This window comes from Escherichia sp. MOD1-EC5189, assembly GCF_002966045.1.
Lineage (GTDB): Bacteria > Pseudomonadota > Gammaproteobacteria > Enterobacterales > Enterobacteriaceae > Escherichia > Escherichia coli_F.
Window position 1 is genome coordinate 1 of the sequence record NZ_PTRX01000004.1, and the last position, 22,035, is coordinate 22,035.

Here is a 22,035-nt window from a genome sequence, read left to right on the forward strand (position 1 = left end):
CTAGTCTAAAAACTAGTATTAAGACTATCACTTAAATAAGTGATATTGGTTGTCTGGAGATTCAGGGGGCCAGTCTAGTGTCTTTGGCAACCGATAGCTGTATTTTATCTTTTTTGTATAATGTCTCCTGTGAAAAATCTCTTTCCACATTATTTAAATAAACAGAGATCCAGATTAAATACCTGAGTATAAAATCTCTTCTGATGTTTGATTGATTTGAATGTTCGTAAGCTATATCACTTACTCAATCCATTTTACCCAGAGTCATAAAATAGAGTGTCTGTTGATCTCATTTTCATATTCCTTTCAGACTGAAGTGCATTTTCATCACCCGATGTGAAAGAACTGAAGTGATGTTTGCCATAGATTACGAGATGCCCAGTCTCATTGACTATCGTGGTGCACCTTTATACCTGTTATACCAGATCAAAAATCACGCAATCCATACAACAAAACCAGATTTGCAATTCGCGTCACAAAATATGTCGATCTTTTTCTAAGAGGAAGATGCCATGTGAAGCCAGACGAACACTTGCGGTGGTCTTCAAAAACTAAAGGTTTTCTTTTAACCATCTGTTTTATAGATAATTTATTTAGAATCTAAACAAGGAAAGCTTTGCAAGCTAACTCAGTGAGCTTGGTGAAAATAAGTGTTTACCCGCCATCAGGCTGAGCATAATTCTCATCATGAAATATGTTTCCAGGTTTGTGGCTTGTAACTGGTCACTTCTGAAGTCGATCTGGAGAGGCTTGTTGATGATGGTGTTTTCAGGATGATGCTTCACTTAGTTTGTTTGCCGTATCGCCCGGCGAATAGCTGTGATTGAGGAAGGTTTAAGTCGTAGTGACCAAAGCCATATTTACCAATGAATGTAGATGAAAAAGCGTCGCCTGCTTTCCCCCATATCTCCATGATAAAAAGGAATATAACAATCTCATGGCGTGAGTTGACGAACCAGGCAGGAATAATCGCTAGGGACCTAAGAATTAGCATGATAATAGACGCTAAGAAATTACTGCGTTCCATGAAATAGCCATTTTGTGGCAAATGCAGTTGACTAATAATGTCATATGTGAGACGGCTAGTTGAACGAATATTAAATTTTGCTGAATTTTTTATGTTGATTTTACTTGTTACAGAACATATCACATGATATATAGATAAGATTAGTTGCATTAATGATGAGGGTTATTATTAGATTCGTATCACATTGATAAATATATAAAGGTACATAGCATGCAAGAGCATGGCGTTTGTATGGCAAAGTTATTATAAGTAACTATCGCTACTCCATTTAAGTTCACTCAGAAGAACTGGTCCACTTACGTTAATTATTAAGCAAACGTTCGCTTTTATAAACATAATCAGGATTAAAATGTTGGATTATTGCTAACCCAGCACAGCTAGTGCGCGTCTGTAATTATAAGGGAAAACGATGAAGAATAAGGCTGATAACAAAAAAAGGAACTTCCTGACCCATAGTGAAATCGAGTCACTCCTTAAAGCAGCAAATACCGGGCCTCATGCAGCACGTAATTATTGTCTGACTTTGCTTTGTTTTATTCATGGTTTCCGGGCGAGTGAAATTTGCCGATTGAGGATTTCGGATATTGATCTTAAGGCAAAGTGTATCTATATCCATCGATTAAAAAAAGGCTTTTCAACAACGCACCCGCTATTGAACAAAGAAGTTCAGGCTTTAAAAAACTGGTTGAGTATACGTACTTCTTATCCGCATGCTGAGAGCGAGTGGGTATTTTTATCACGTAAGGGGAACCCGCTTTCTCGGCAACAGTTTTACCATATTATCTCGACTTCTGGTGGTAATGCTGGGTTATCACTGGAGATTCATCCGCATATGTTACGCCATTCGTGTGGTTTTGCTTTGGCGAATATGGGAATAGATACACGACTTATCCAGGATTATCTTGGGCATCGCAATATTCGTCATACTGTCTGGTATACCGCCAGCAATGCAGGGCGTTTTTACGGCATCTGGGATAGAGCCAGAGGACGACAGCATCACGCTGTTTTATAGAGATAGATGAGATACCAGGGATGGTGTTAAAAAATACATTATTCTTACGATATATCAAAAATGATTAACCATTTATTAATTGATGTTATTGTAAGTGTGATTCTTAATTATCATAATAAACATTAAGTTAACCATATCCATACAAAATACAATGGTTTATGTTCTTCAAAATAAATAAACAAAATAATTCATAAATTTACACATCACTCAAGTTCTCCTGTTTCTGCACTTTTTTCTTTATTTTTTAAGCAACTGGAAGTTAATCCGCTGCAATCTATTGTTATATTGAATCAAATCAATGAAAATAGATGTTGTCACATCAGTGATATTTTATTTTTGTATGATATTTAATGTAATTGACTGATAGCCACATAACTTCCTGTGTGGTTATCTTTTTATCTATTGGGCTAATTTTAACCGATCGAGGTTTCCTATAGGTATTCATTCAAATATATCTCAGTCAGGAGTACTACTATTGTGAGTAAACGTCGTTATCTTACCGGTAAAGAAGTTCAGGACATGATGCAGGCGGTTTGTTACGGGGCAACGGGAGCCAGAGATTATTGCCTAATTTTGTTGGCATATCGGCATGGGATGCGTATTAGTGAACTGCTTGATCTGCATTATCAGGATCTTGACCTTAACGAAGGTCGAATAAATATTCGCCGACTGAAGAACGGATTTTCTACCGTTCACCCGTTACGTTTTGATGAGCGTGAAGCTGTGGAGCGCTGGACCCAGGAACGTATTAACTGGAAAGGCGCTGACCAGACCGACGCCATATTTATTTCTCGCCGCGGGAGTCGACTTTCTCGCCAGCAGGCCTATCGCATTATTCGCGATGCCGGTATTGAAGCTGGAACCGTGACGCAGACTCATCCTCATATGTTAAGGCATGCTTGCGGTTATGAACTGGCGGAGCGTGGTGCAGATACCCGTTTAATTCAGGATTATCTCGGGCATCGAAATATTCGCCATACTGTGCGTTATACCGCCAGTAATGCTGCACGTTTTGCCGGATTATGGGAAAGAAATAATCTCATAAACGAAAAATTAAAAAGAGAAGATGCCTGATGTAACTTATTGATAATAATATGAAAAGATAAAGAAATATAAGACAATTGGGGCCATTTTGACTCATAGAGGAAAGCATTACGCACGAACTTTCTTAGTTTATTATTTGGATTTATATTCTGTTAATACATTATTTTATAGATTTTTATATTGAACGCGGTAGTTTTTGGAGAGATGAATGAGGAAGTTGCTTCGAGACACAGAAACGTTAGCTTTACCTATAGCGGAGGTGATGTGAAATTAATTTATAAGAGAAACAATTTACATATCAAACAGTTAGTTGCTTTATGTCGTTTTTTTATATTTTTATGCTTGAGAACAAATACAAAACTTTTTTATGATATGGACAGTTTGGCCCCAAATGTTTCATCTTTTGGGGAAGAACTGTGCAGTGTTGGCAGTCCAATTCGTTTCAAAACAAAGTGTACAGAACGACTGCCCATGTCGATTTAGAAACAGTTTTTTTAAAGGAAAGCAGCATGAAAATTAAAACTTTGGCGATCGTTGTTCTGTCGGCTCTGTCCCTCAGTTCCGCAGCGGCTCTGGCCGATACTACGACGGTAAATGGTGGGACCGTTCACTTCAAAGGGGAAGTTGTTAACGCCGCTTGCGCAGTTGATGCAGGCTCTGTTGATCAAACCGTTCAGTTAGGACAGGTTCGTACCGCTAGCCTGAAGCAGACTGGAGCAACCAGCGCTGCCGTTGGTTTTAACATTCAGCTGAATGATTGCGATACCACTGTTGCTACAAAAGCCGCTGTTGCCTTCTTAGGTACGGCAATTGATGCTACGCATACTGATGTACTGGCTCTGCAGAGTTCTGCTGCAGGTAGCGCAACAAACGTTGGTGTGCAAATTCTGGACAGAACCGGTGCTGCGCTGGCGCTGGACGGTGCGACATTTAGTGCAGAATCAACCCTGAATAACGGTACTAACACCATTCCGTTCCAGGCGCGTTACTTTGCAACCGGTGCCGCAACCCCAGGTGCTGCTAATGCGGATGCGACCTTCAAGGTTCAGTATCAATAACCTACCCAGGTTCAGGGACGTCATTACGGGCAGGGATGCCCACCCTTGTGCGATAAAAATAACGATGAAAAGGAAGAGATTATTTCTATTAGCGTCGTTGCTGCCAATGTTTGCTCTGGCCGGAAATAAATGGAACACCACGTTGCCCGGCGGAAATATGCAATTTCAGGGCGTCATTATTGCAGAAGCTTGCCGGATTGAAGCTGGTGATAAACAAATGACGGTCAATATGGGGCAAATCAGCAGTAACCGGTTTCATGCGGTTGGGGAAGATAGCGCACCGGTGCCTTTTGTTATTCATTTACGGGAATGTAGCACGGTGGTGAGTGAACGTGTGGGGGTGGCGTTTCACGGTGTCGCGGATGGTAAAAATCCGGATGTGCTTTCCGTGGGAGAGGGGCCAGGGATTGCCACCAATATTGGCGTAGCGTTGTTTGATGATGAAGGAAACCTTGTACCGATTAATCGTCCTCCAGCAAACTGGAAACGGCTTTACTCAGGCTCTACGTCGTTACATTTCATCGCCAAATATCGTGCTACCGGGCGTCGGGTTACTGGCGGCATCGCCAATGCTCAGGCCTGGTTCTCTTTAACCTATCAGTAATTGTTCAGCAGATAATGTGATAACAGGAACAGGACAGTGAGTAATAAAAACGTCAATGTAAGGAAATTGCAGGAAATAACATTCTGCTTGCTGGCAGGTATCCTGATGATCATGGCAATGATGGCTGCCGGACGCGCGGAAGCAGGAGTGGCCTTAGGTGCGACTCGCGTTATTTATCCGGCAGGGCAAAAACAAGTACAACTTGCCGTGACAAATAATGATGAAAATAGCACCTATTTAATTCAATCATGGGTAGAAAATGCCGATGGTGTAAAGGATGGTCGTTTTATCGTAACGCCACCTCTGTTTGCGATGAAGGGGAAAAAAGAGAATACCTTGCGTATTCTTGATGCCACAAATAACCAATTGCCACAGGATCGGGAAAGTTTATTCTGGATGAACGTTAAAGCGATTCCGTCAATGGATAAATCAAAATTGACTGAGAATACGCTACAGCTCGCAATTATCAGCCGCATTAAATTGTACTATCGCCCGGCTAAATTAGCGTTGCCACCCGATCAGGCCGCAGAAAAGTTAAGATTTCGTCGTAGCGCGAATTCTCTGACGCTGATTAACCCGACACCCTATTACCTGACGGTAACAGAGTTGAATGCCGGAACTCGGGTTCTTGAAAATGCATTGGTGCCTCCAATGGGCGAAAGCACAGTTAAATTACCTTCTGATGCAGGAAGCAACATTACTTACCGAACAATAAATGATTATGGCGCACTTACTCCAAAAATGACGGGCGTAATGGAATAACGCAGGGGGAATTTTTCGCCTGAATAAAAAAAATTGACTGCCGGGTAATTTTAAACCGGAGGAATAATGTCATATCTGAATTTAAGACTTTACCAGCGAAACACACAATGCTTGCATATTCGTAAGCCTCGTCTGGCTGGTTTTTTTGTTCGGCTCTCTGTTGCCTGTGTTTTTGCCACACAGGCACCTTTGTCATCTGCTGAACTCTATTTTAACCCGCGTTTTTTAGCGGATGATCCCCTGGCTGTGGCTGATTTATCGCGTTTTGAGAATGGTCAAGAATTACCACCAGGGACGTATCGCGTCGATATCTATTTGAATAATGGTTATATGGCAACGCGTGATGTCACCTTTAATACGGGCGACAGTGAACAAGGGATTGTTCCCTGCCTGACGCGCGCGCAACTTGCCAGTATGGGGCTGAATACGGCTTCTGTCTCCGGTATGAATCTGCTGGCGGATGATGCCTGCGTGCCATTAACCTCAATGATCCATGACGCTACTGCGCATCTGGATGTTGGTCAGCAGCGACTCAACCTGACGATCCCTCAGGCATTTATGAGTAATCGCGCGCGTGGTTATATTCCTCCTGAGTTATGGGATCCCGGTATTAATGCCGGATTGCTCAATTATAATTTCAGCGGAAATAGTGTACAGAATCGGATTGGTGGTAACAGCCATTATGCATATTTAAACCTACAGAGTGGGTTAAATATTGGTGCATGGCGTTTACGCGACAATACCACCTGGAGTTATAACAGTAGCGACAGTTCATCAGGTAGCAAAAATAAATGGCAGCATATCAATACCTGGCTTGAGCGAGACATAATACCGTTGCGTTCCCGGCTGACGCTGGGTGATGGTTATACTCAGGGCGATATTTTTGATGGTATTAACTTCCGCGGCGCACAATTGGCCTCAGATGACAATATGTTACCCGATAGCCAAAGAGGATTTGCCCCGGTGATCCACGGTATTGCTCGTGGCACTGCACAGGTCACTATTAAACAAAATGGGTATGACATTTATAATAGTACGGTGCCACCGGGGCCTTTTACCATCAACGATATCTATGCCGCAGGTAATAGTGGTGACTTGCAGGTAACGATTAAAGAGGCTGACGGTAGCACGCAGATCTTTACCGTACCCTATTCGTCAGTCCCGCTTTTGCAACGTGAAGGGCATACTCGTTATTCCATTACGGCAGGAGAATACCGTAGTGGAAATGCGCAACAGGATAAACCCCGTTTTTTCCAGAGTACATTACTCCACGGCCTTCCGGCTGGCTGGACAATATATGGTGGAACGCAACTGGCGGATCGTTATCGCGCTTTTAATTTCGGTATCGGGAAAAACATGGGGGCACTGGGCGCTCTGTCCGTGGATATGACGCAGGCTAATTCCACACTTCCTGATGACAGTCAGCATGACGGGCAATCGGTGCGTTTTCTCTATAACAAATCGCTCAATGAGTCAGGTACGAATTTTCAGTTAGTGGGTTACCGTTACTCGACCAGCGGGTATTTTAATTTCGCTGATACAACATACAGCCGAATGAGTGGCTACAACATCGAAACACAGGATGGTGTTATTCAGGTTAAGCCGAAATTTACCGACTATTACAATCTCGCTTATAACAAACGCGGGAAATTACAGCTCACTGTTACTCAGCAACTCGGACGCACATCAACACTGTATTTGAGTGGTAGCCATCAAACTTATTGGGGAACGAGTAATGTCGATGAGCAATTCCAGGCTGGATTAAATACTGCTTTCGAAGATATCAACTGGACGCTCAGCTATAGCCTGACGAAAAACGCGTGGCAAAAAGGACGGGATCAGATGTTGGCTCTTAACATCAATATTCCTTTCAGCCACTGGCTGCGTTCTGACAGTAAATCTCAGTGGCGACATGCCAGTGCCAGCTACAGCATGTCACACGATCTCAACGGTCGGATGACCAACCTTGCGGGCGTATACGGTACGTTGCTGGAAGACAATAACCTCAGCTATAGCGTGCAAACCGGCTATGCCGGGGGAGGCGATGGTAATAGCGGAAGTACAGGCTACGCCGCGCTGAATTATCGCGGTGGCTACGGCAATGCCAACATTGGTTACAGCCATAGCGATGATATTAAGCAGCTCTATTACGGAATCAGCGGTGGGGTATTGGCTCATGCCAATGGCGTAACGCTGGGGCAGCCGTTAAACGATACGGTGGTGCTTGTTAAAGCACCCGGCGCAAAAGATGCAAAAGTTGAAAACCAGACGGGGGTGCGTACCGACTGGCGCGGCTATGCCGTGCTGCCTTATGCCACAGAATATCGGGAAAATAGAGTGGCGCTGGATACCAATACCCTGGCTGATAACGTCGATTTAGATAACGCGGTCGCTAACGTTGTTCCCACCCGTGGGGCAATTGTGCGAGCAGAGTTTAAAGCGCGTGTTGGGATAAAACTGCTCATGACGCTAACCCACAATAATAAGCCGCTGCCGTTTGGGGCGATGGTCACATCAGAGAGTAGTCAGAGTAGCGGCATTGTTGCGGATAATGGTCAGGTTTATCTCAGCGGGATGCCTTTAGCGGGAAAAGTTCAGGTGAAATGGGGAGAAGAGGAAAATGCTCACTGTGTCGCCAATTATCAACTGCCACCAGAGAGTCAGCAGCAGTTATTAACCCAGCTATCAGCTGAATGTCGTTAAGGGGGCGTGATGAAAAGCAAACCTTTTTATCTTCTGTGCGCTTTTTTGTGGCTGGCGGTAAGTCACGCTTTGGCTGCGGATAGCACGATTACTATCCGCGGCTATGTCAGAGATAACGGCTGTAGTGTGGCCGCTGAATCAACCAATTTTACTGTTGATCTGATGGAAAACGCGGCGAAGCAATTTAACAACATTGGCGCGACGACTCCTGTCGTTCCATTTCGTATTTTGCTGTCACCCTGTGGTAATGCCGTTTCTGCCGTAAAGGTTGGGTTTACCGGCGTTGCAGATAGTCACAATGCCAACCTGCTTGCACTTGAAAATACGGTGTCAGCGGCTGCGGGGCTGGGAATACAGCTTCTGAATGAGCAACAAAATCAGATCCCCCTTAATGCGCCATCCTCCGCGATTTCGTGGACGACCCTGACGCCGGGTAAACCAAATACGCTGAATTTTTACGCCCGGCTAATGGCGACACAGGTGCCTGTCACTGCGGGGCATATCAATGCCACGGCTACCTTCACTCTTGAATATCAGTAACTGGAGATGCTCATGAAATGGCGCAAACGTGGGTATTTATTGGCGGCAATGTTGGCGCTCGCAAGTGCGACGATACAGGCCGCCGATGTCACCATCACGGTGAACGGTAAGGTCGTCGCCAAACCGTGCACGGTTTCCACCACTAATGCCACGGTTGATCTCGGCGATCTTTATTCTTTCAGTCTCGTGTCTGCTGGTGCGGCATCGGCCTGGCATGATGTTGCGCTTGAGTTGACTCATTGTCCGGTGGGAACATCGAGGGTCACCGCCAGCTTCAGCGGGGCAGCCGACAGTACCGGATATTATAAAAACCAGGGGACCGCGCAAAACATCCAGTTAGAGCTGCAAGATGACAGTGGCAACACATTGAATACTGGCGCAACCAAAACAGTTCAGGTGGATGATTCCTCACAATCAGCGCACTTCCCGTTACAGGTCAGAGCATTGACGGTAAATGGCGGAGCCACTCAGGGAACCATTCAGGCAGTGATTAGCATCACCTATACCTACAGCTGAAGCCGAAGAGATGATTGTAATGAAACGAGTTATTACCCTGTTTGCTGTACTGCTGATGGGCTGGTCGGTAAATGCCTGGTCATTCGCCTGTAAAACCGCCAATGGCACCGCTATCCCTATTGGCGGTGGCAGCGCCAATGTTTATGTAAACCTTGCGCCCGCCGTGAATGTGGGGCAAAACCTGGTCGTAGATCTTTCGACGCAAATCTTTTGCCATAACGATTACCCGGAAACCATTACAGACTATGTCACACTGCAACGAGGTTCGGCTTATGGCGGCGTGTTATCTAATTTTTCCGGGACCGTAAAATATAGTGGCAGTAGCTATCCATTTCCTACCACCAGCGAAACGCCGCGCGTTGTTTATAATTCGAGAACGGATAAGCCGTGGCCGGTGGCGCTTTATTTGACGCCTGTGAGCAGTGCGGGCGGGGTGGCGATTAAAGCTGGCTCATTAATTGCCGTGCTTATTTTGCGACAGACCAACAACTATAACAGCGATGATTTCCAGTTTGTGTGGAATATTTACGCCAATAATGATGTGGTGGTGCCTACTGGCGGCTGCGATGTTTCTGCTCGTGATGTCACCGTTACTCTGCCAGACTACCCTGGTTCAGTGCCGATTCCTCTTACCGTTTATTGTGCGAAAAGCCAAAACCTGGGGTATTACCTCTCCGGCACAACCGCAGATGCGGGCAACTCGATTTTCACCAATACCGCGTCGTTTACACCAGCACAGGGCGTCGGCGTACAGTTAACGCGCAACGGTACGATTATTCCAGCGAATAACACGGTATCGTTAGGAGCAGTAGGGACTTCGGCGGTAAGTCTGGGATTAACGGCAAATTACGCACGTACCGGAGGGCAGGTGACTGCAGGGAATGTGCAATCGATTATTGGCGTGACTTTTGTTTATCAATAAAGAAATCACAGGGCTTTGCTAATGCTGGTACCTGAGGCGCTACGCTATCAGACCTAAAAAACCTGCACGTTAGCCCTTTGTAGGCCAGATAAGACGCGGCAGCGTCGCATCTGGCATAAACAAGGCGAATCTGAACAGAGCCTGCCATTGGCAGGCTCTGGTGTTCTTTTACGCTACCATGCTAATAATCAACACAATAATCAGCCCAACCACGGAGTTGACCAGCTCCAGCAGACCCCATGTTTTCAACGTGTCTTTTACTGACAGGTCAAAGTAACCTTTGAACAACCAGAATGAGGCATCGTTAATGTGGGTGAGGGTGTTGGAACCCGCAGCCGTCGCCAGTACCAGCAGCGCCGGATTCACGCCAACCAGTTGACCGGTTGCTGGATCAAGGATTGCAGCACTGATAATCCCGGCGGCAGTCATCGCCGAAACCACACCTTGACCCGTCGCCAGACGAATTAGCACAGTGATCAGCCATGCCATGATGTAGGGCGAGATATTGCCGTGGGACATCAACATGCCGATGGTGTCACCAATGCCGGTGTCGATGATGGTCTGCTTCAGCACGCCGCCCGCGCCAATGATCAGAATCACCATCGCAATGCTTTTTACCGCGCTTTCAAAGGCGTTCATCACCCACTGCATGTCATGACCACGCGCGGTGCCAAAGAGTACGAATGCAACCACCATCGCAATAAACATTGCAATCGGCGATGAACCTATAAAGTTAACGACTTCCCACGCAGGGGTGCCTTTGACCAGCCAGATATTGGCGATAGTGGTAGAGATCATAATGATCGCCGGGATCAGCGGTACCAGAATCGAAACGCCGAAAGAGGGGAGATTATTCATATCCACCGGTTGATCCGCTTTGAGGAATGATGGCGTTGGGCGCTCAAGATTACCGAGGAACTTCGGCAGAATCAGGCCTGCGCAGATTACGCTTGGGATTGTCACCAGTACACCATAGATATAAACCATCCCCATATCTGCACCATAAGCATTCACCAGCGCCACCGGACCCGGCTGCGGAGGGAAAAGTGAATGTGCGGTGGTAGCAGCCGCTACTGCCGGAATAGCCAGTTTCAGGAACGGAATTTTAGCTTCGGCGGCAATGACGATAACCAGCGGCGCTAACATGATAAAGGCCACTTCATAGAACATCGCCAGACCAAAAATCAGGCCGATGATAATCACCGATATCTGGACATAGCGCAGGCCGAGACGCGCCAGCAGCGTATGCGCTATCTGATGGGCCGCGCCGGAGTCGACCATCAATTTACCAATGACCGCACCGAACACAACAATGATTGCCAGTTCCCCCAGCGTGTTGCCGAAGCCCGCTTTCATGGTGTGCAGCAGCGACATCAAATCCATGCCCGCCAACATCCCGACGGACAGCGCCGCCACTAGCAAAGCCACCATTGAATTGATTTTGAACTTCAAATTCAGTACCAGCATCAGGCCGATACCGAATACTACCCAAAGAATGTTAAGCACATGCATAACGTTTTACCTTACCTGGTTGAACCGTTGTTATTTTGGGCGACATGTTATGTAAATTGGTCAACCATTGTTGCGATGAATGTCACACCCTCTGATTAATAACTATCAATTACCCGTTGCTGCAATTTGCAGCAACGAGCGTGCGCGTGAAAATCTTGTGATGTGGTTAACCAATTTTAGAATTCGGGTTGACATGTCTTACCAAAAGGTAGAACTTATACGCCATCTCATCCGATGCAATGCCACGGCTGCGGTCTGGTTGTTCATCCGGATACCTAAACAACTCCGGGATTCCGCGTTTTTTTGCTGTGGAACCCACTATGTGAAAGAGGAAAAATCATGGAACAGACCTGGCGCTGGTACGGCCCTAATGATCCGGTCACTTTAGCTGATGTACGTCAGGCGGGCGCGACTGGCGTGGTTACCGCTTTGCACCATATCCCGAACGGGGAAGTGTGGTCAGTAGAAGAGATCCTCAAACGCAAGGCGATCGTTGAAGACGCAGGCCTGGTGTGGTCTGTCGTAGAAAGCGTGCCAATTCACGAAGATATCAAAACTCATACTGGCAACTACGAGCAGTGGATCGCTAACTATCAGCAAACTCTGCGCAATCTGGCGCAGTGCGGCATTCGCACCGTGTGCTACAACTTCATGCCGGTGCTCGACTGGACCCGTACTGACCTCGAATACGTGCTGCCAGATGGCTCCAAAGCTCTGCGCTTCGACCAGATCGAATTTGCTGCGTTTGAAATGCACATCCTCAAGCGTCCAGGCGCGGAAGCGGATTACACCGAAGAAGAAATTGCTCAGGCCGCTGAACGCTTCGCCACTATGAGCGACGAAGACAAAGCGCGTCTGACCCGTAACATCATTGCCGGTCTGCCGGGCGCGGAAGAAGGCTACACCCTTGACCAGTTCCGTAAGCACCTGGAGCTGTACAAAGATATCGACAAAGCCAAACTGCGCGAAAACTTTGCGGTCTTCCTGAAGGCGATCATTCCAGTTGCGGAAGAAGTTGGCGTGCGTATGGCTGTTCACCCGGACGATCCGCCGCGCCCAATCCTCGGCCTGCCGCGTATCGTTTCCACCATTGAAGATATGCAGTGGATGGTTGATACCGTAAACAGCATGGCGAACGGTTTCACCATGTGCACCGGTTCCTACGGCGTGCGTGCTGACAACGATCTGGTTGATATGATCAAGCAGTTCGGTCCGCGTATTTACTTCACCCATCTGCGTTCCACCATGCGTGAAGATAACCCGAAAACCTTCCACGAAGCGGCGCACCTGAACGGTGACGTTGATATGTACGAAGTGGTGAAAGCGATTGTTGAAGAAGAGCATCGTCGTAAAGCGGAAGGCAAAGAAGACCTGATCCCGATGCGTCCGGACCACGGTCACCAGATGCTGGACGACCTGAAGAAGAAAACCAACCCAGGTTACTCCGCGATTGGTCGTCTGAAAGGCCTGGCCGAAGTTCGCGGTGTCGAAATGGCGATCCAGCGCGCTTTCTTTAGCCGTTAATATCCACCGGCATGGCTGCGCGCCGTGCCGGTTCCTTCTTCCTTGCCGTCACTCTCTGAAGACGGATTCTGGAGTTTACGATGACTACTATTGTTGACAGCAATCTGCCGGTTGCCCGCCCGTCATGGGATTATTCTCGTCTGGAATCACGCATTGTGCATCTCGGTTGCGGGGCGTTTCACCGCGCGCACCAGGCGCTGTACACCCATCATCTGCTGGAAAGCACGGATAGCGACTGGGGGATCTGCGAAGTTAACCTGATGCCAGGCAACGACCGCGTGCTGATCGAAAACCTGAAAAAACAGCAACTGCTGTACACCGTGGCGGAAAAAGGCGCAGAAAGCACCGAGCTGAAAATTATTGGCTCGATGAAAGAAGCGCTGCACCCGGAAATAGACGGTTGTGAAGGTATTCTCAACGCAATGGCGCGTCCGCAGACGGCGATTGTCTCCCTGACGGTCACGGAAAAAGGTTACTGCGCCGATGCGGCGAGCGGTCAGCTGGATCTCAATAATCCGCTGATTAAGCACGATCTGGAAAACCCGACTGCGCCGAAGTCGGCGATTGGTTACATCGTCGAAGCGTTGCGTCTGCGTCGTGAAAAAGGGCTGAAAGCGTTTACTGTCATGTCCTGCGACAACGTGCGTGAAAACGGTCACGTGGCAAAAGTTGCCGTTCTGGGGCTGGCTCAGGCGCGTGATCCGCAACTGGCGGCATGGATTGAAGAGAACGTCACCTTCCCGTGCACCATGGTTGACCGTATCGTTCCCGCCGCTACCCCAGAAACGTTGCAGGAAATTGCTGACCAGCTGGGCGTTTACGACCCGTGCGCCATTGCCTGCGAACCGTTCCGTCAGTGGGTCATAGAAGATAACTTCGTTAATGGTCGCCCGGACTGGGATAAAGTGGGCGCACAGTTCGTTGCAGACGTTGTGCCGTTCGAAATGATGAAGCTGCGTATGCTGAACGGTAGCCACTCTTTCCTGGCGTACCTCGGTTACCTCGGCGGCTATGAAACTATTGCCGACACCATGACTAATCCGGATTATCGCAAAGCGGCCTTTGCCCTGATGATGCAGGAACAAGCGCCAACGCTGTCGATGCCGGAAGGTACGGACCTGAACGCCTATGCGACGCTGCTGATCGAGCGTTTCAGCAACCCGTCTCTGCGTCACCGTACCTGGCAGATTGCGATGGACGGCAGCCAGAAGTTACCGCAGCGCCTGTTGGATCCGGTGCGTCTGCACCTGCAAAACGGCGGTAGCTGGCGTCACCTGGCGCTGGGCGTGGCTGGCTGGATGCGTTACACCCAGGGCGTGGATGAGCAGGGTAATGCCATTGACGTGGTCGACCCGATGCTGGCGGAGTTCCAGAAGATCAATGCGCAGTATCAGGGCGCAGACCGCGTGAAAGCGCTGCTGGGCCTGAGCGGTATTTTTGCCGATGATCTGCCGCAGAATGCCGACTTTGTTGGCGCGGTGACGGCGGCATATCAGCAGCTGTGTGAACGCGGTGCGCGCGAGTGTGTGGCTGCGCTGTAACTAACTGATTACCCTACAGACTTACTGGTCAATCAAACGCATATTTGGTTGACCAGTTTTCGTTTTTTGCCCACCTGTACGTGCCAACTTCCAGTGCTAATGGTATAGTTTGAGATTGACGGGTGCCGTAAAATCGCCCGTTGTAGGCCGGATAAGGCGTGCACGACGCATCCGGCAAAAATTTGATTAACTGCACCTAACGGACACAACACCATGAAATCTGCCACCTCTGCGCAAAGACCTTACCAGGAAGTCGGGGCGATGATCCGCGATCTGATCATAAAGACGCCGTACAATCCTGGCGAGCGGCTGCCGCCGGAGCGTGAAATTGCAGAAATGCTTGATGTCACGCGGACGGTGGTACGTGAAGCGCTGATCATGCTGGAGATCAAAGGGCTGGTGGAAGTGCGCCGGGGTGCCGGTATTTATGTTCTTGATAGCTCAGGCAGCCACAACACAGACAGTCCGGATGCCAATGTCTGCAATGATGCGGGTCCTTTTGAGCTGTTACAGGCGCGGCAGTTGTTGGAGAGCAACATCGCGGAATTTGCCGCTTTGCAGGCTACGCGCGAAGATATCGTCAAAATGCGCCAGGCATTGCAACTGGAAGAGCGTGAGCTGGCTTCCAGCGCGCCGGGCAGCAGCGAAAGCGGTGACATGCAGTTCCATCTCGCCATTGCCGAAGCGACGCATAACAGCATGCTGGTGGAGTTATTCCGTCAGTCCTGGCAGTGGCGGGAAAACAATCCGATGTGGATCCAGTTGCACAGCCATCTGGATGACAGCCTGTATCGCAAAGAGTGGTTGGGCGATCACAAACAGATCCTCGCCGCGTTAATCAAAAAAGACGCCCGAGCGGCGAAGCTGGCAATGTGGCAGCATCTGGAAAACGTTAAACAACGTCTGCTGGAATTCTCGAACGTTGACGATATTTATTTTGACGGCTATCTGTTTGATTCATGGCCGCTGGATAAAGTCGACGCCTGACTTATTATGATAAGCGCAAGGGTAAACGTTCCTTGCGCTTTGTTAAATTAAGAAGTTGCAATGAGTATTACTTTGTAAATTGCAGGGTATTGTTTAACTATCTGTATAACCTGAATATTAGTACTCATTCTTCCCAGTGGTTATTTACCAATATAATTCCATTCACCATTTTTTAATTCAAACAGTTCTGGAAGAGATGACGGTTGCAGAGTCATGCGTTTGAGTGGCTCATCTTCATCACCGGGGATAACTTTATATCCCATTTTTGCATGGATCTCCGCGGTACCTGGATAAGCTTCTATACCAATTATTGGGTCATTTCCCATTCCAATATTAGCATTAAGTAATGCGGCAAGGGCGAATCCGGAAGAATTTGCTACCCCTGTTACCGTCATTATCTGATCAATATAGATATCAATCCTTGGCTGCTCATTGGTCCATCTTTTTGCCTGAGAAGCTGGAAGGGTTGAAATATATCCTATCGTGGTTCCAGCATAACCTGGAACATTGCAACCAGGGCCTAATGTTATTTCATGAACTGTATATTCCTCAACAGGATCGAAAGGGCTCTTCATAAATAAATTTAGTTGTAATCCTTCCGCTAACTCTGTGGCAGCATGCGCCTTTTTACATATACCACCATATATTTCGTCTAAAGCTGAGGTGATTTTCAAGTTTCGATAGAGCATACGTCCTGTTGTTGTAATACCATTGAATTCTCTGCATGTTTCTGTCACATAATTAAATGGCCAGGACTCTTTGCTAATATTAAGTTTTCTAATTTCGACAACGCTTTTTCCATCGTAATTATGGTTATTGCCACGAGCAAGAGGCAGAAGATAGATATTTTCCGTATCCATGCGTGCATATTCATATTCACGTGTTAACTTATTGTCGACTTTTGGATGATGAAGGAAGTGATTATCTGTAATAATTTGGCTCTGAAGGGCATTGCTTAATGGCATAGACATAGTAGTTACCTTTATGAGTATTTCACTGATGCTTAGAAAAATAGATAAATTTTTCTGTAGTAAAAAGAGAAGTAAACAAATGACATGCATGTTTCTGTTGTAGTGATATCAACTCTACACGGTCATATTAAAGGGTGGGAAACACTCTAAAGTATCAAAAAACGCTCATTTAAAATTATTTGCATGCAATTAAAAAGCATATCTTATTACTAATTGGAATTTGATGTTGTTATATTGATGTCTATATTAATAATGCCTGTGAATGGTGTTTTTGATGTATTTGATATGTTATCAATTTATATTATTTGCAAACTAATTGTTTCAAATAATACATGGTTGATTATACGAAAATAAATAATCTCCCGCCGGGATTAAGTAGCGGCGGTGACAAGTATTTTCATCTACGTAACTATTCGGAATATTCAGAATATACTAGCAGTTTTTTTTTGAGTTTGATGATTTTTATCAAATCATGACTTTTTTCCTGAAAAGTCAGTAGATATTCATAGGCAAGTAAGGTTTTATACTTTGCTGACAGGATTCAGGCCTGTCTCAGACTGACATGGATGTAATGAACAAAAGGGAATGGCTATGGAAAATGAGCATCAATACAGTGGTGCCCGGTATTCAGGGCAAGCCACATATGTTGCTAAACGTCAGGAGTGCGCAAAATGATGCGCCAATCACTTCAGGCTGTTTCACCTGAAATTTCAGGCAATAAAACGTTATCACTGCGTAAATCGGTATGCAGCGATCTCCTCACTCTTTTTAATTCTCCTCATTCGGCATTACCTTCATTACTTGTTTCAGGTATGCCTGAGTGGCAAGTGCATAACCAGAGCGACAAACATCTCCAGAGCTGGTATTGCCGTCAACTACGTTCTGCACTGTTATTTCATGAGCCTCGGATTGCGGCGTTGCAGGTCAATTTGAAAGAAGCGTACAGCCACACGCTGGCGATCAGCCTTGAGATAATGCTGCACCACGACGATGAACCGCTAACGTATGATCTGGTCTGGGATAGTGGTGGTTGGTGTAGTGCGACGCTGGAGAATGTCAGCTAAGCACAATCTCCAGCTCGCGCAGTTCGCGCCAGAAGCGTTCGGCCACGGGATTCATACGGGTATTCATCCGGTATGCATAGGCCTGAATCGGGATCACCAGTTCGTCCCGATTCAGAACGATAAGCTTCCCGCTGCGAATTTCTTGTTGGATGGCGTACTCCGGCAGCCAGGCAATCCCACAGCCGTCCAGGGCAACCTGCTTTAAAAGCTCGCTCATCGACGAGACAAAAAAGGTGCTGAAACTTAACTCATTGTGGCGCGTCAGGGTACGGTTAATCAATCGCCCCATGTAGGAGTTGCGGCTGTAATTCAGTAACGGAAAGTGTGGCTGTGCGAGGTTAAAAAGTGCTTCTCCGTGTTCGTCACTGGCGCAGACGGGGAACAATTGAGATTCAAATAAGCGAATGTGGTCAAACGGCGCTTCCAGCAAATCTTCGTCATGAAAGGAAAAAATACAGTCGCTTTGCCCTTCACGCAGTTTATCGACCGCTTCATCAACATCAATGGCTTCAATCGCCCAGGTAAAGAGCGGCGGCATCTGGCTGATAATGGACGGTAAAAGACCGAGAGAAAGAGAGTGTGCAGCGGCTACCTTGATTTTACGTTGCGCGTAATCGCTGCCGCCACGCAGTTCTGCAAGGTTGCTCTCTAACTGTTGCAGCAGATGGCGGATCTGCGAATGGAAGATTTTCCCTTGTTCCGAGAGTTGCAGAGGTGTCACCTGGCGGTTAAACAATTCAACGCCAATCGCCTGTTCCAGCGCGCGGATGCGACGGCTAAATGCGGGTTGTGAGACGTTGCGACTGACTGCCGCCTGGGAAAAGTTGCGGCATTTTTCCAGGGTCAGAAAATCATAAAGCCATTTTGTTTCAATATTATGCAAAACCGCACCACAGTCATCCATTACGTTTTACTCTGTCAGCCGCCCTTGCGGGCATTCTACGTCCATTCGGGCGGCTGACAACCGTTTATGCCGTTTCAAACGTTCCTTTCACGCAGGCTTTGCCGTCTTTAACCATCAGTTTGCCGCGGGCGTATACCTGTTCAATGCGCAGTTCTGGCGTCATGACCAGCAAATCTGCGTCATTGCCTGGCAGAATTTCGCCTTTCCCGGTCAGGTTAAGGAAACCGGCCACGTTACTGGTGAGTGGGCGCAGGGCATCGCTGATGCTGAAATCGTAGTCTTTGACCAGCATCTGTACGGTTTCCAGCAACGTTTCAAATCCCGCAACGCCGATATGGGTTAAATTCCCTTCGTCGTCGAAGAACGGCTGACTACCGTTACCATCGGAGCTGAGGGTGACGCGTGTCAACGGAATACCGGCCTGAACGGCGCGGGCAATACCTTCGGCAGGGGCGACCGGTTCATCGATGCTGCTGGTGATATCAATGGTACCGCCTTTGCGCGCAAACTCCAGCGCCTGCTCAAACAACGGTACGTTGCGGTTAACGTGGGTCGGCAGCAACTTATTGATGGGAACATCGCAGTTTTCCAGCAGGTCATAGATAGGCTGCAATGCCTTTTTACTGTCGCCCATGTGGAACACTGTGACGCCAGGCTTACCGCCGAGCAAACCGCCAACGCGGGATTCCGCCGCCATATTGGCCAGGTGATAAACGTCCGGTGCGGCAGAGCGGTGATCAGAGATAGCGCATTTCACGCCAATCACGCGATCGATAATTGCCACGTCTTTTTCCACGGAACCTGTAATGGTGCGGGAAGGTACATGATAAGCGCCGGTCAGCATCCAGGCGCTGATGCCTTCCTCATTGAGCGCACGGGTCTTGGCGAGCAGGGATTCCGGGTGGCGAGAGACAGAGTCGGTGCCCAGCAGTCCAACCACTGACGTGACGCCCGCTTCTGTCAGACGACTTAACGCCACTTCCGGCGTACGCGTAGTGGGGCCAGCTTCTCCGCCACCGCCAATCAAATGGACGTGTTGATCAATAAAACCAGGGCAGAGGATCTGCCCGCGGAGATCGACGACCATGCAGTCAGGTACGATGTCAGAAGGGATATTGCTGGCAACGGCGATAATTTTGCCGTTAGCGACGAGGACATCGCAAATTCCCCGATCTTCCGGCGCATACAAATGCGCTCCCTGCAGCAGGGTAAAACCGGCTGCGGAATAATCAATCATGATAACTCCTTGTTAAACAATAAGCTGCATAACCCAGATCGACAGCAATGCGTTAATGACGCAGACCGTAATGATGTGCGGGTAATATTTGGCATTCACTTCGGCTGTCCCCAGGCAGCGACCGACATTTTGCACCGGGTTGCCCATTAAATACATTGCAGGCAGTAAAACAGTGACATCGTGGCCGGTTAATGCGCCAGCGGTCGCGAGACTGGCGGCAACACCGACTGCGCCGCCCATACTCATTAATGCGGCTAAAAGGACAGTTGCCGCTTCACCGGGCAATCCCCACAACGCCATTACGGGTTCACAGATATGCCCCACCCAGTCGAGCAGGCCGGTAATTTTCAGCGCCTGAATGATGACAAATGCCATCACCACGTTCGGCAGCAGGTTGGTGGTGGCGATAGTAAAGCCACGGCGTGCGCCATCGATAAACATATCCATGACATTTTTGCGGACCTGAGTTGTCATGCTTGCGCTCCTTGCGTTGTGTTGCGACGTTCTTCGAAGTTAAGCCAGACGCGCAAAATGTTGGCTCCGACAAATTTAAACACCAGGATGACGGCTAAAGGTACGATTACGGACGTGCCCAGAAAGGCAAACACCGCGACGCCGGAAGAGAAGTAGTTGGTGATGATGGCGCTACCGCTGGTTTGATATGCGGCGAAAATCACTTTATCGCGTTCGGTAATTTCACCTTCCTGCGCCAGCTCTTTGGTCATACCGGCGGCGGCATCGGTGTTTTGTAGGTTAGCGATCAGCGCCAGCGAGCAGATTCCTGGAATGCCCAACAATGGTTTTAGCACTGGCGTCATTAACTGCTGCGCGGCGCGTAATCCGCCAAGACCATCGGTAATTGAAATAATCCCCAGAGAGAGAATGACTGACGGTGCCAGCTCCAGCGCAAAGAGAAAGCCATCTTTAGCCCCCGCGCCACCCGCTCCGCGAAACGAGGTGGTGGCTCCGTTCGCACCAGGCAGTTGCCCAAACGATCCGTTCAGAACGGAAAAATCAAAAACGCGCCACCAGCTGTCTGTCCCGGAAAAAACACCGGAAAAAAAGATTATGGTAAGAAAAAAAGCCAGATACCCTTTAATGCCCACTTTTTCTGTCGCCAGCTCCCCGGCTACAGCATCCCCTTGTTGTGTCATAACAATCCCCATTGTTTTTTTGTGTTTGTGTGTTGCTTGAGCCAGGAAAATTCCTGGAGCTGAAAAACCTTATCAGCCATGTGGGTATGGGGAAAATGCAAGTATGTTTCTGGCTATGCGTTTTTTGCATAGCGGAAAAATTACGCTGTTTGAACAAGATGCTGCGAAGGATTTCGTTGCAGAAAATTCATAAATCCAGTGACAATGACGTGAGTAAATAAAAACGGAAAATCCAGGGACGAAAATGCGATGGCAAAGTACAACGAAAAAGAGCTGGCGGATACGAGCAAGTTTTTAAGTTTTGTTCTCCGACATAAACCGGAGGCGATTGGTATCGTACTTGACCGTGAAGGATGGGCGGATATTGATAAGCTCATACTTTGTGCACAAAAAGCAGGTAAGCGGTTAACCCGTGCATTACTGGATACCGTTGTCGCCACCAGCGATAAAAAGCGTTTTAGTTATTCCAGTGATAGTAGGTGCATTCGCGCGGTTCAGGGGCATTCGACTTCGCAGGTCGCCATTGCCTTTGCCGAAAAAACACCGCCACAGTTTCTCTACCACGGTACGGCAAGCCGCTTTCTTGACGAGATAAAAAAACAAGGGCTGATTCCAGGAGAGCGTCATTACGTGCATCTCTCTGCTGATGAAGCAACGGCACGCAAAGTGGGAGCAAGACACGGATCGCCGGTTATTTTAACCGTCAAAGCACAGGAAATGGCGAAACGAGGCATCCCTTTCTGGCAAGCGGAAAACGGGGTCTGGCTGACATCAACGGTTGCTGTTGAGTTTCTTGAGTGCCCGAAGAAAAGAGCTGATTAATGTTTGCTCGTGCCAGATGCGGCATAAACGCCTTGCGCTCCCTACAAAAGCATAAAAATTCAATATATTAGAGAGATAGTGTAAGCCTGATAAGCGTAGCGCATCAGGCAATTTGGCTTTTGTCATGAGTC

The 22,035-nt window shown here is 47.8% G+C and carries 23 protein-coding genes; 17 read left to right on the forward strand and 6 right to left on the reverse strand.

Features of this window, described 5'->3' with window-relative positions:
- Positions 1-1,436: 1,436 nt before the first annotated feature.
- The 9 genes from fimB (at position 1,437) to fimH (ending at position 10,188) form a co-directional block, all read left to right on the forward strand.
- Positions 1,437-2,039, forward strand: a complete 603-nt coding sequence (gene fimB / locus ATB02_RS04185; protein WP_000790582.1) for a type 1 fimbria switch DNA invertase FimB — start codon at positions 1,437-1,439, stop codon at positions 2,037-2,039.
- A gap of 477 nt (positions 2,040-2,516) precedes the next feature.
- Positions 2,517-3,113 carry a type 1 fimbria switch DNA invertase FimE gene (gene fimE, locus ATB02_RS04190; RefSeq protein WP_000044720.1) on the forward strand — a complete coding sequence of 199 codons (597 nt, stop codon included), beginning with the start codon at positions 2,517-2,519 and terminating at the stop codon, positions 3,111-3,113.
- 479 nt (positions 3,114-3,592) lie between these two features.
- The gene (gene fimA, locus ATB02_RS04200) at positions 3,593-4,141 is read left to right on the forward strand and encodes a type 1 fimbrial major subunit FimA (protein ID WP_105271130.1); all 549 of its coding nucleotides are present in this window, start codon (positions 3,593-3,595) and stop codon (positions 4,139-4,141) included.
- Positions 4,142-4,205: 64 nt separating this feature from the next.
- On the forward strand, positions 4,206-4,745 hold the full coding sequence (locus ATB02_RS04205; RefSeq protein WP_000824095.1) for a fimbrial protein: 540 nt from the start codon (positions 4,206-4,208) through the stop codon (positions 4,743-4,745).
- 36 nt (positions 4,746-4,781) lie between these two features.
- Positions 4,782-5,507: a type 1 fimbria chaperone FimC gene (gene fimC, locus ATB02_RS04210; protein ID WP_001403893.1), complete on the forward strand. Its 726-nt coding sequence runs from the start codon at positions 4,782-4,784 to the stop codon at positions 5,505-5,507.
- A gap of 66 nt (positions 5,508-5,573) precedes the next feature.
- Positions 5,574-8,210 carry a fimbrial usher FimD gene (fimD, locus tag ATB02_RS04215; RefSeq protein ID WP_105271131.1) on the forward strand — a complete coding sequence of 879 codons (2,637 nt, stop codon included), beginning with the start codon at positions 5,574-5,576 and terminating at the stop codon, positions 8,208-8,210.
- A gap of 9 nt (positions 8,211-8,219) precedes the next feature.
- Positions 8,220-8,750: a type 1 fimbria minor subunit FimF gene (fimF, locus tag ATB02_RS04220; RefSeq protein WP_001355117.1), complete on the forward strand. Its 531-nt coding sequence runs from the start codon at positions 8,220-8,222 to the stop codon at positions 8,748-8,750.
- Positions 8,751-8,822: 72 nt separating this feature from the next.
- A complete protein-coding gene (locus tag ATB02_RS04225; protein WP_373569429.1) occupies positions 8,823-9,266 on the forward strand; it encodes a fimbrial protein in 444 nt (147 codons plus the stop codon).
- Positions 9,267-9,285: 19 nt separating this feature from the next.
- A complete protein-coding gene (gene fimH, locus ATB02_RS04230; RefSeq protein WP_105271201.1) occupies positions 9,286-10,188 on the forward strand; it encodes a type 1 fimbria D-mannose specific adhesin FimH in 903 nt (300 codons plus the stop codon).
- A gap of 168 nt (positions 10,189-10,356) precedes the next feature.
- On the opposite strand, the gene gntP is transcribed toward fimH, so the two are convergent.
- Positions 10,357-11,700 (reverse strand): gluconate permease GntP, encoded by a 1,344-nt coding sequence (gene gntP, locus ATB02_RS04235; protein ID WP_105271133.1) that lies wholly within the window; start codon positions 11,698-11,700, stop codon positions 10,357-10,359.
- A 339-nt stretch (positions 11,701-12,039) separates the two neighbouring features.
- On the opposite strand from gntP, the gene uxuA reads away from it, so the two are divergent.
- From uxuA to uxuR, 3 genes are all read left to right on the forward strand, one after another.
- The gene (gene uxuA / locus ATB02_RS04245; RefSeq protein ID WP_000438605.1) at positions 12,040-13,224 is read left to right on the forward strand and encodes a mannonate dehydratase; all 1,185 of its coding nucleotides are present in this window, start codon (positions 12,040-12,042) and stop codon (positions 13,222-13,224) included.
- 80 nt (positions 13,225-13,304) lie between these two features.
- Positions 13,305-14,765 (forward strand): fructuronate reductase, encoded by a 1,461-nt coding sequence (locus tag ATB02_RS04250; RefSeq protein WP_105271135.1) that lies wholly within the window; start codon positions 13,305-13,307, stop codon positions 14,763-14,765.
- 213 nt (positions 14,766-14,978) lie between these two features.
- The gene (uxuR, locus tag ATB02_RS04255) at positions 14,979-15,752 is read left to right on the forward strand and encodes a Uxu operon transcriptional regulator (protein ID WP_000833686.1); all 774 of its coding nucleotides are present in this window, start codon (positions 14,979-14,981) and stop codon (positions 15,750-15,752) included.
- A gap of 140 nt (positions 15,753-15,892) precedes the next feature.
- On the opposite strand, the gene ATB02_RS04260 is transcribed toward uxuR, so the two are convergent.
- A complete protein-coding gene (locus ATB02_RS04260; RefSeq protein ID WP_088541494.1) occupies positions 15,893-16,723 on the reverse strand; it encodes a DUF2686 family protein in 831 nt (276 codons plus the stop codon).
- 285 nt (positions 16,724-17,008) lie between these two features.
- On the opposite strand from ATB02_RS04260, the gene ATB02_RS27055 reads away from it, so the two are divergent.
- The 4 genes from ATB02_RS27055 (at position 17,009) to iraD (ending at position 17,787) form a co-directional block, all read left to right on the forward strand.
- Positions 17,009-17,077 carry a hypothetical protein gene (locus tag ATB02_RS27055; RefSeq protein ID WP_446718966.1) on the forward strand — a complete coding sequence of 23 codons (69 nt, stop codon included), beginning with the start codon at positions 17,009-17,011 and terminating at the stop codon, positions 17,075-17,077.
- Positions 17,056-17,199, forward strand: coding sequence for a hypothetical protein (locus ATB02_RS26875; RefSeq protein ID WP_270097752.1), 144 nt, complete (start codon positions 17,056-17,058; stop codon positions 17,197-17,199). Before ATB02_RS27055 ends, ATB02_RS26875 begins: the two co-directional genes overlap by 22 nt.
- A 115-nt stretch (positions 17,200-17,314) precedes the next feature.
- Positions 17,315-17,398, forward strand: coding sequence for an iraD leader peptide IdlP (gene idlP / locus ATB02_RS26035; RefSeq protein WP_123009414.1), 84 nt, complete (start codon positions 17,315-17,317; stop codon positions 17,396-17,398).
- Positions 17,395-17,787 (forward strand): anti-adapter protein IraD, encoded by a 393-nt coding sequence (gene iraD / locus ATB02_RS04270; protein WP_000986226.1) that lies wholly within the window; start codon positions 17,395-17,397, stop codon positions 17,785-17,787. Before idlP ends, iraD begins: the two co-directional genes overlap by 4 nt.
- Here the strand turns inward: iraD and hypT are convergent.
- From hypT to ATB02_RS04290, 4 genes are all read right to left on the reverse strand, one after another.
- Positions 17,780-18,691: a hypochlorite stress DNA-binding transcriptional regulator HypT gene (hypT, locus tag ATB02_RS04275; RefSeq protein WP_105271136.1), complete on the reverse strand. Its 912-nt coding sequence runs from the start codon at positions 18,689-18,691 to the stop codon at positions 17,780-17,782. The two genes, iraD and hypT, sit on opposite strands and share 8 nt — an antisense overlap.
- 64 nt (positions 18,692-18,755) lie before the next feature.
- Complete coding sequence (gene iadA, locus ATB02_RS04280) at positions 18,756-19,928, reverse strand: beta-aspartyl-peptidase (protein ID WP_105271137.1); 1,173 nt, start codon at positions 19,926-19,928, stop codon at positions 18,756-18,758.
- A 12-nt stretch (positions 19,929-19,940) separates the two neighbouring features.
- Positions 19,941-20,402 (reverse strand): YjiG family protein, encoded by a 462-nt coding sequence (locus tag ATB02_RS04285; protein ID WP_000211971.1) that lies wholly within the window; start codon positions 20,400-20,402, stop codon positions 19,941-19,943.
- Entirely contained in the window at positions 20,399-21,082 is a 684-nt protein-coding gene (locus ATB02_RS04290; RefSeq protein WP_105271138.1) for a nucleoside recognition domain-containing protein, read from the reverse strand. Before ATB02_RS04290 ends, ATB02_RS04285 begins: the two co-directional genes overlap by 4 nt.
- Positions 21,083-21,331: 249 nt before the next feature.
- On the opposite strand from ATB02_RS04290, the gene kptA reads away from it, so the two are divergent.
- The gene (gene kptA, locus ATB02_RS04300) at positions 21,332-21,904 is read left to right on the forward strand and encodes an RNA 2'-phosphotransferase (protein WP_032185817.1); all 573 of its coding nucleotides are present in this window, start codon (positions 21,332-21,334) and stop codon (positions 21,902-21,904) included.
- The last annotated feature ends 131 nt before the right edge of the window (positions 21,905-22,035 follow it).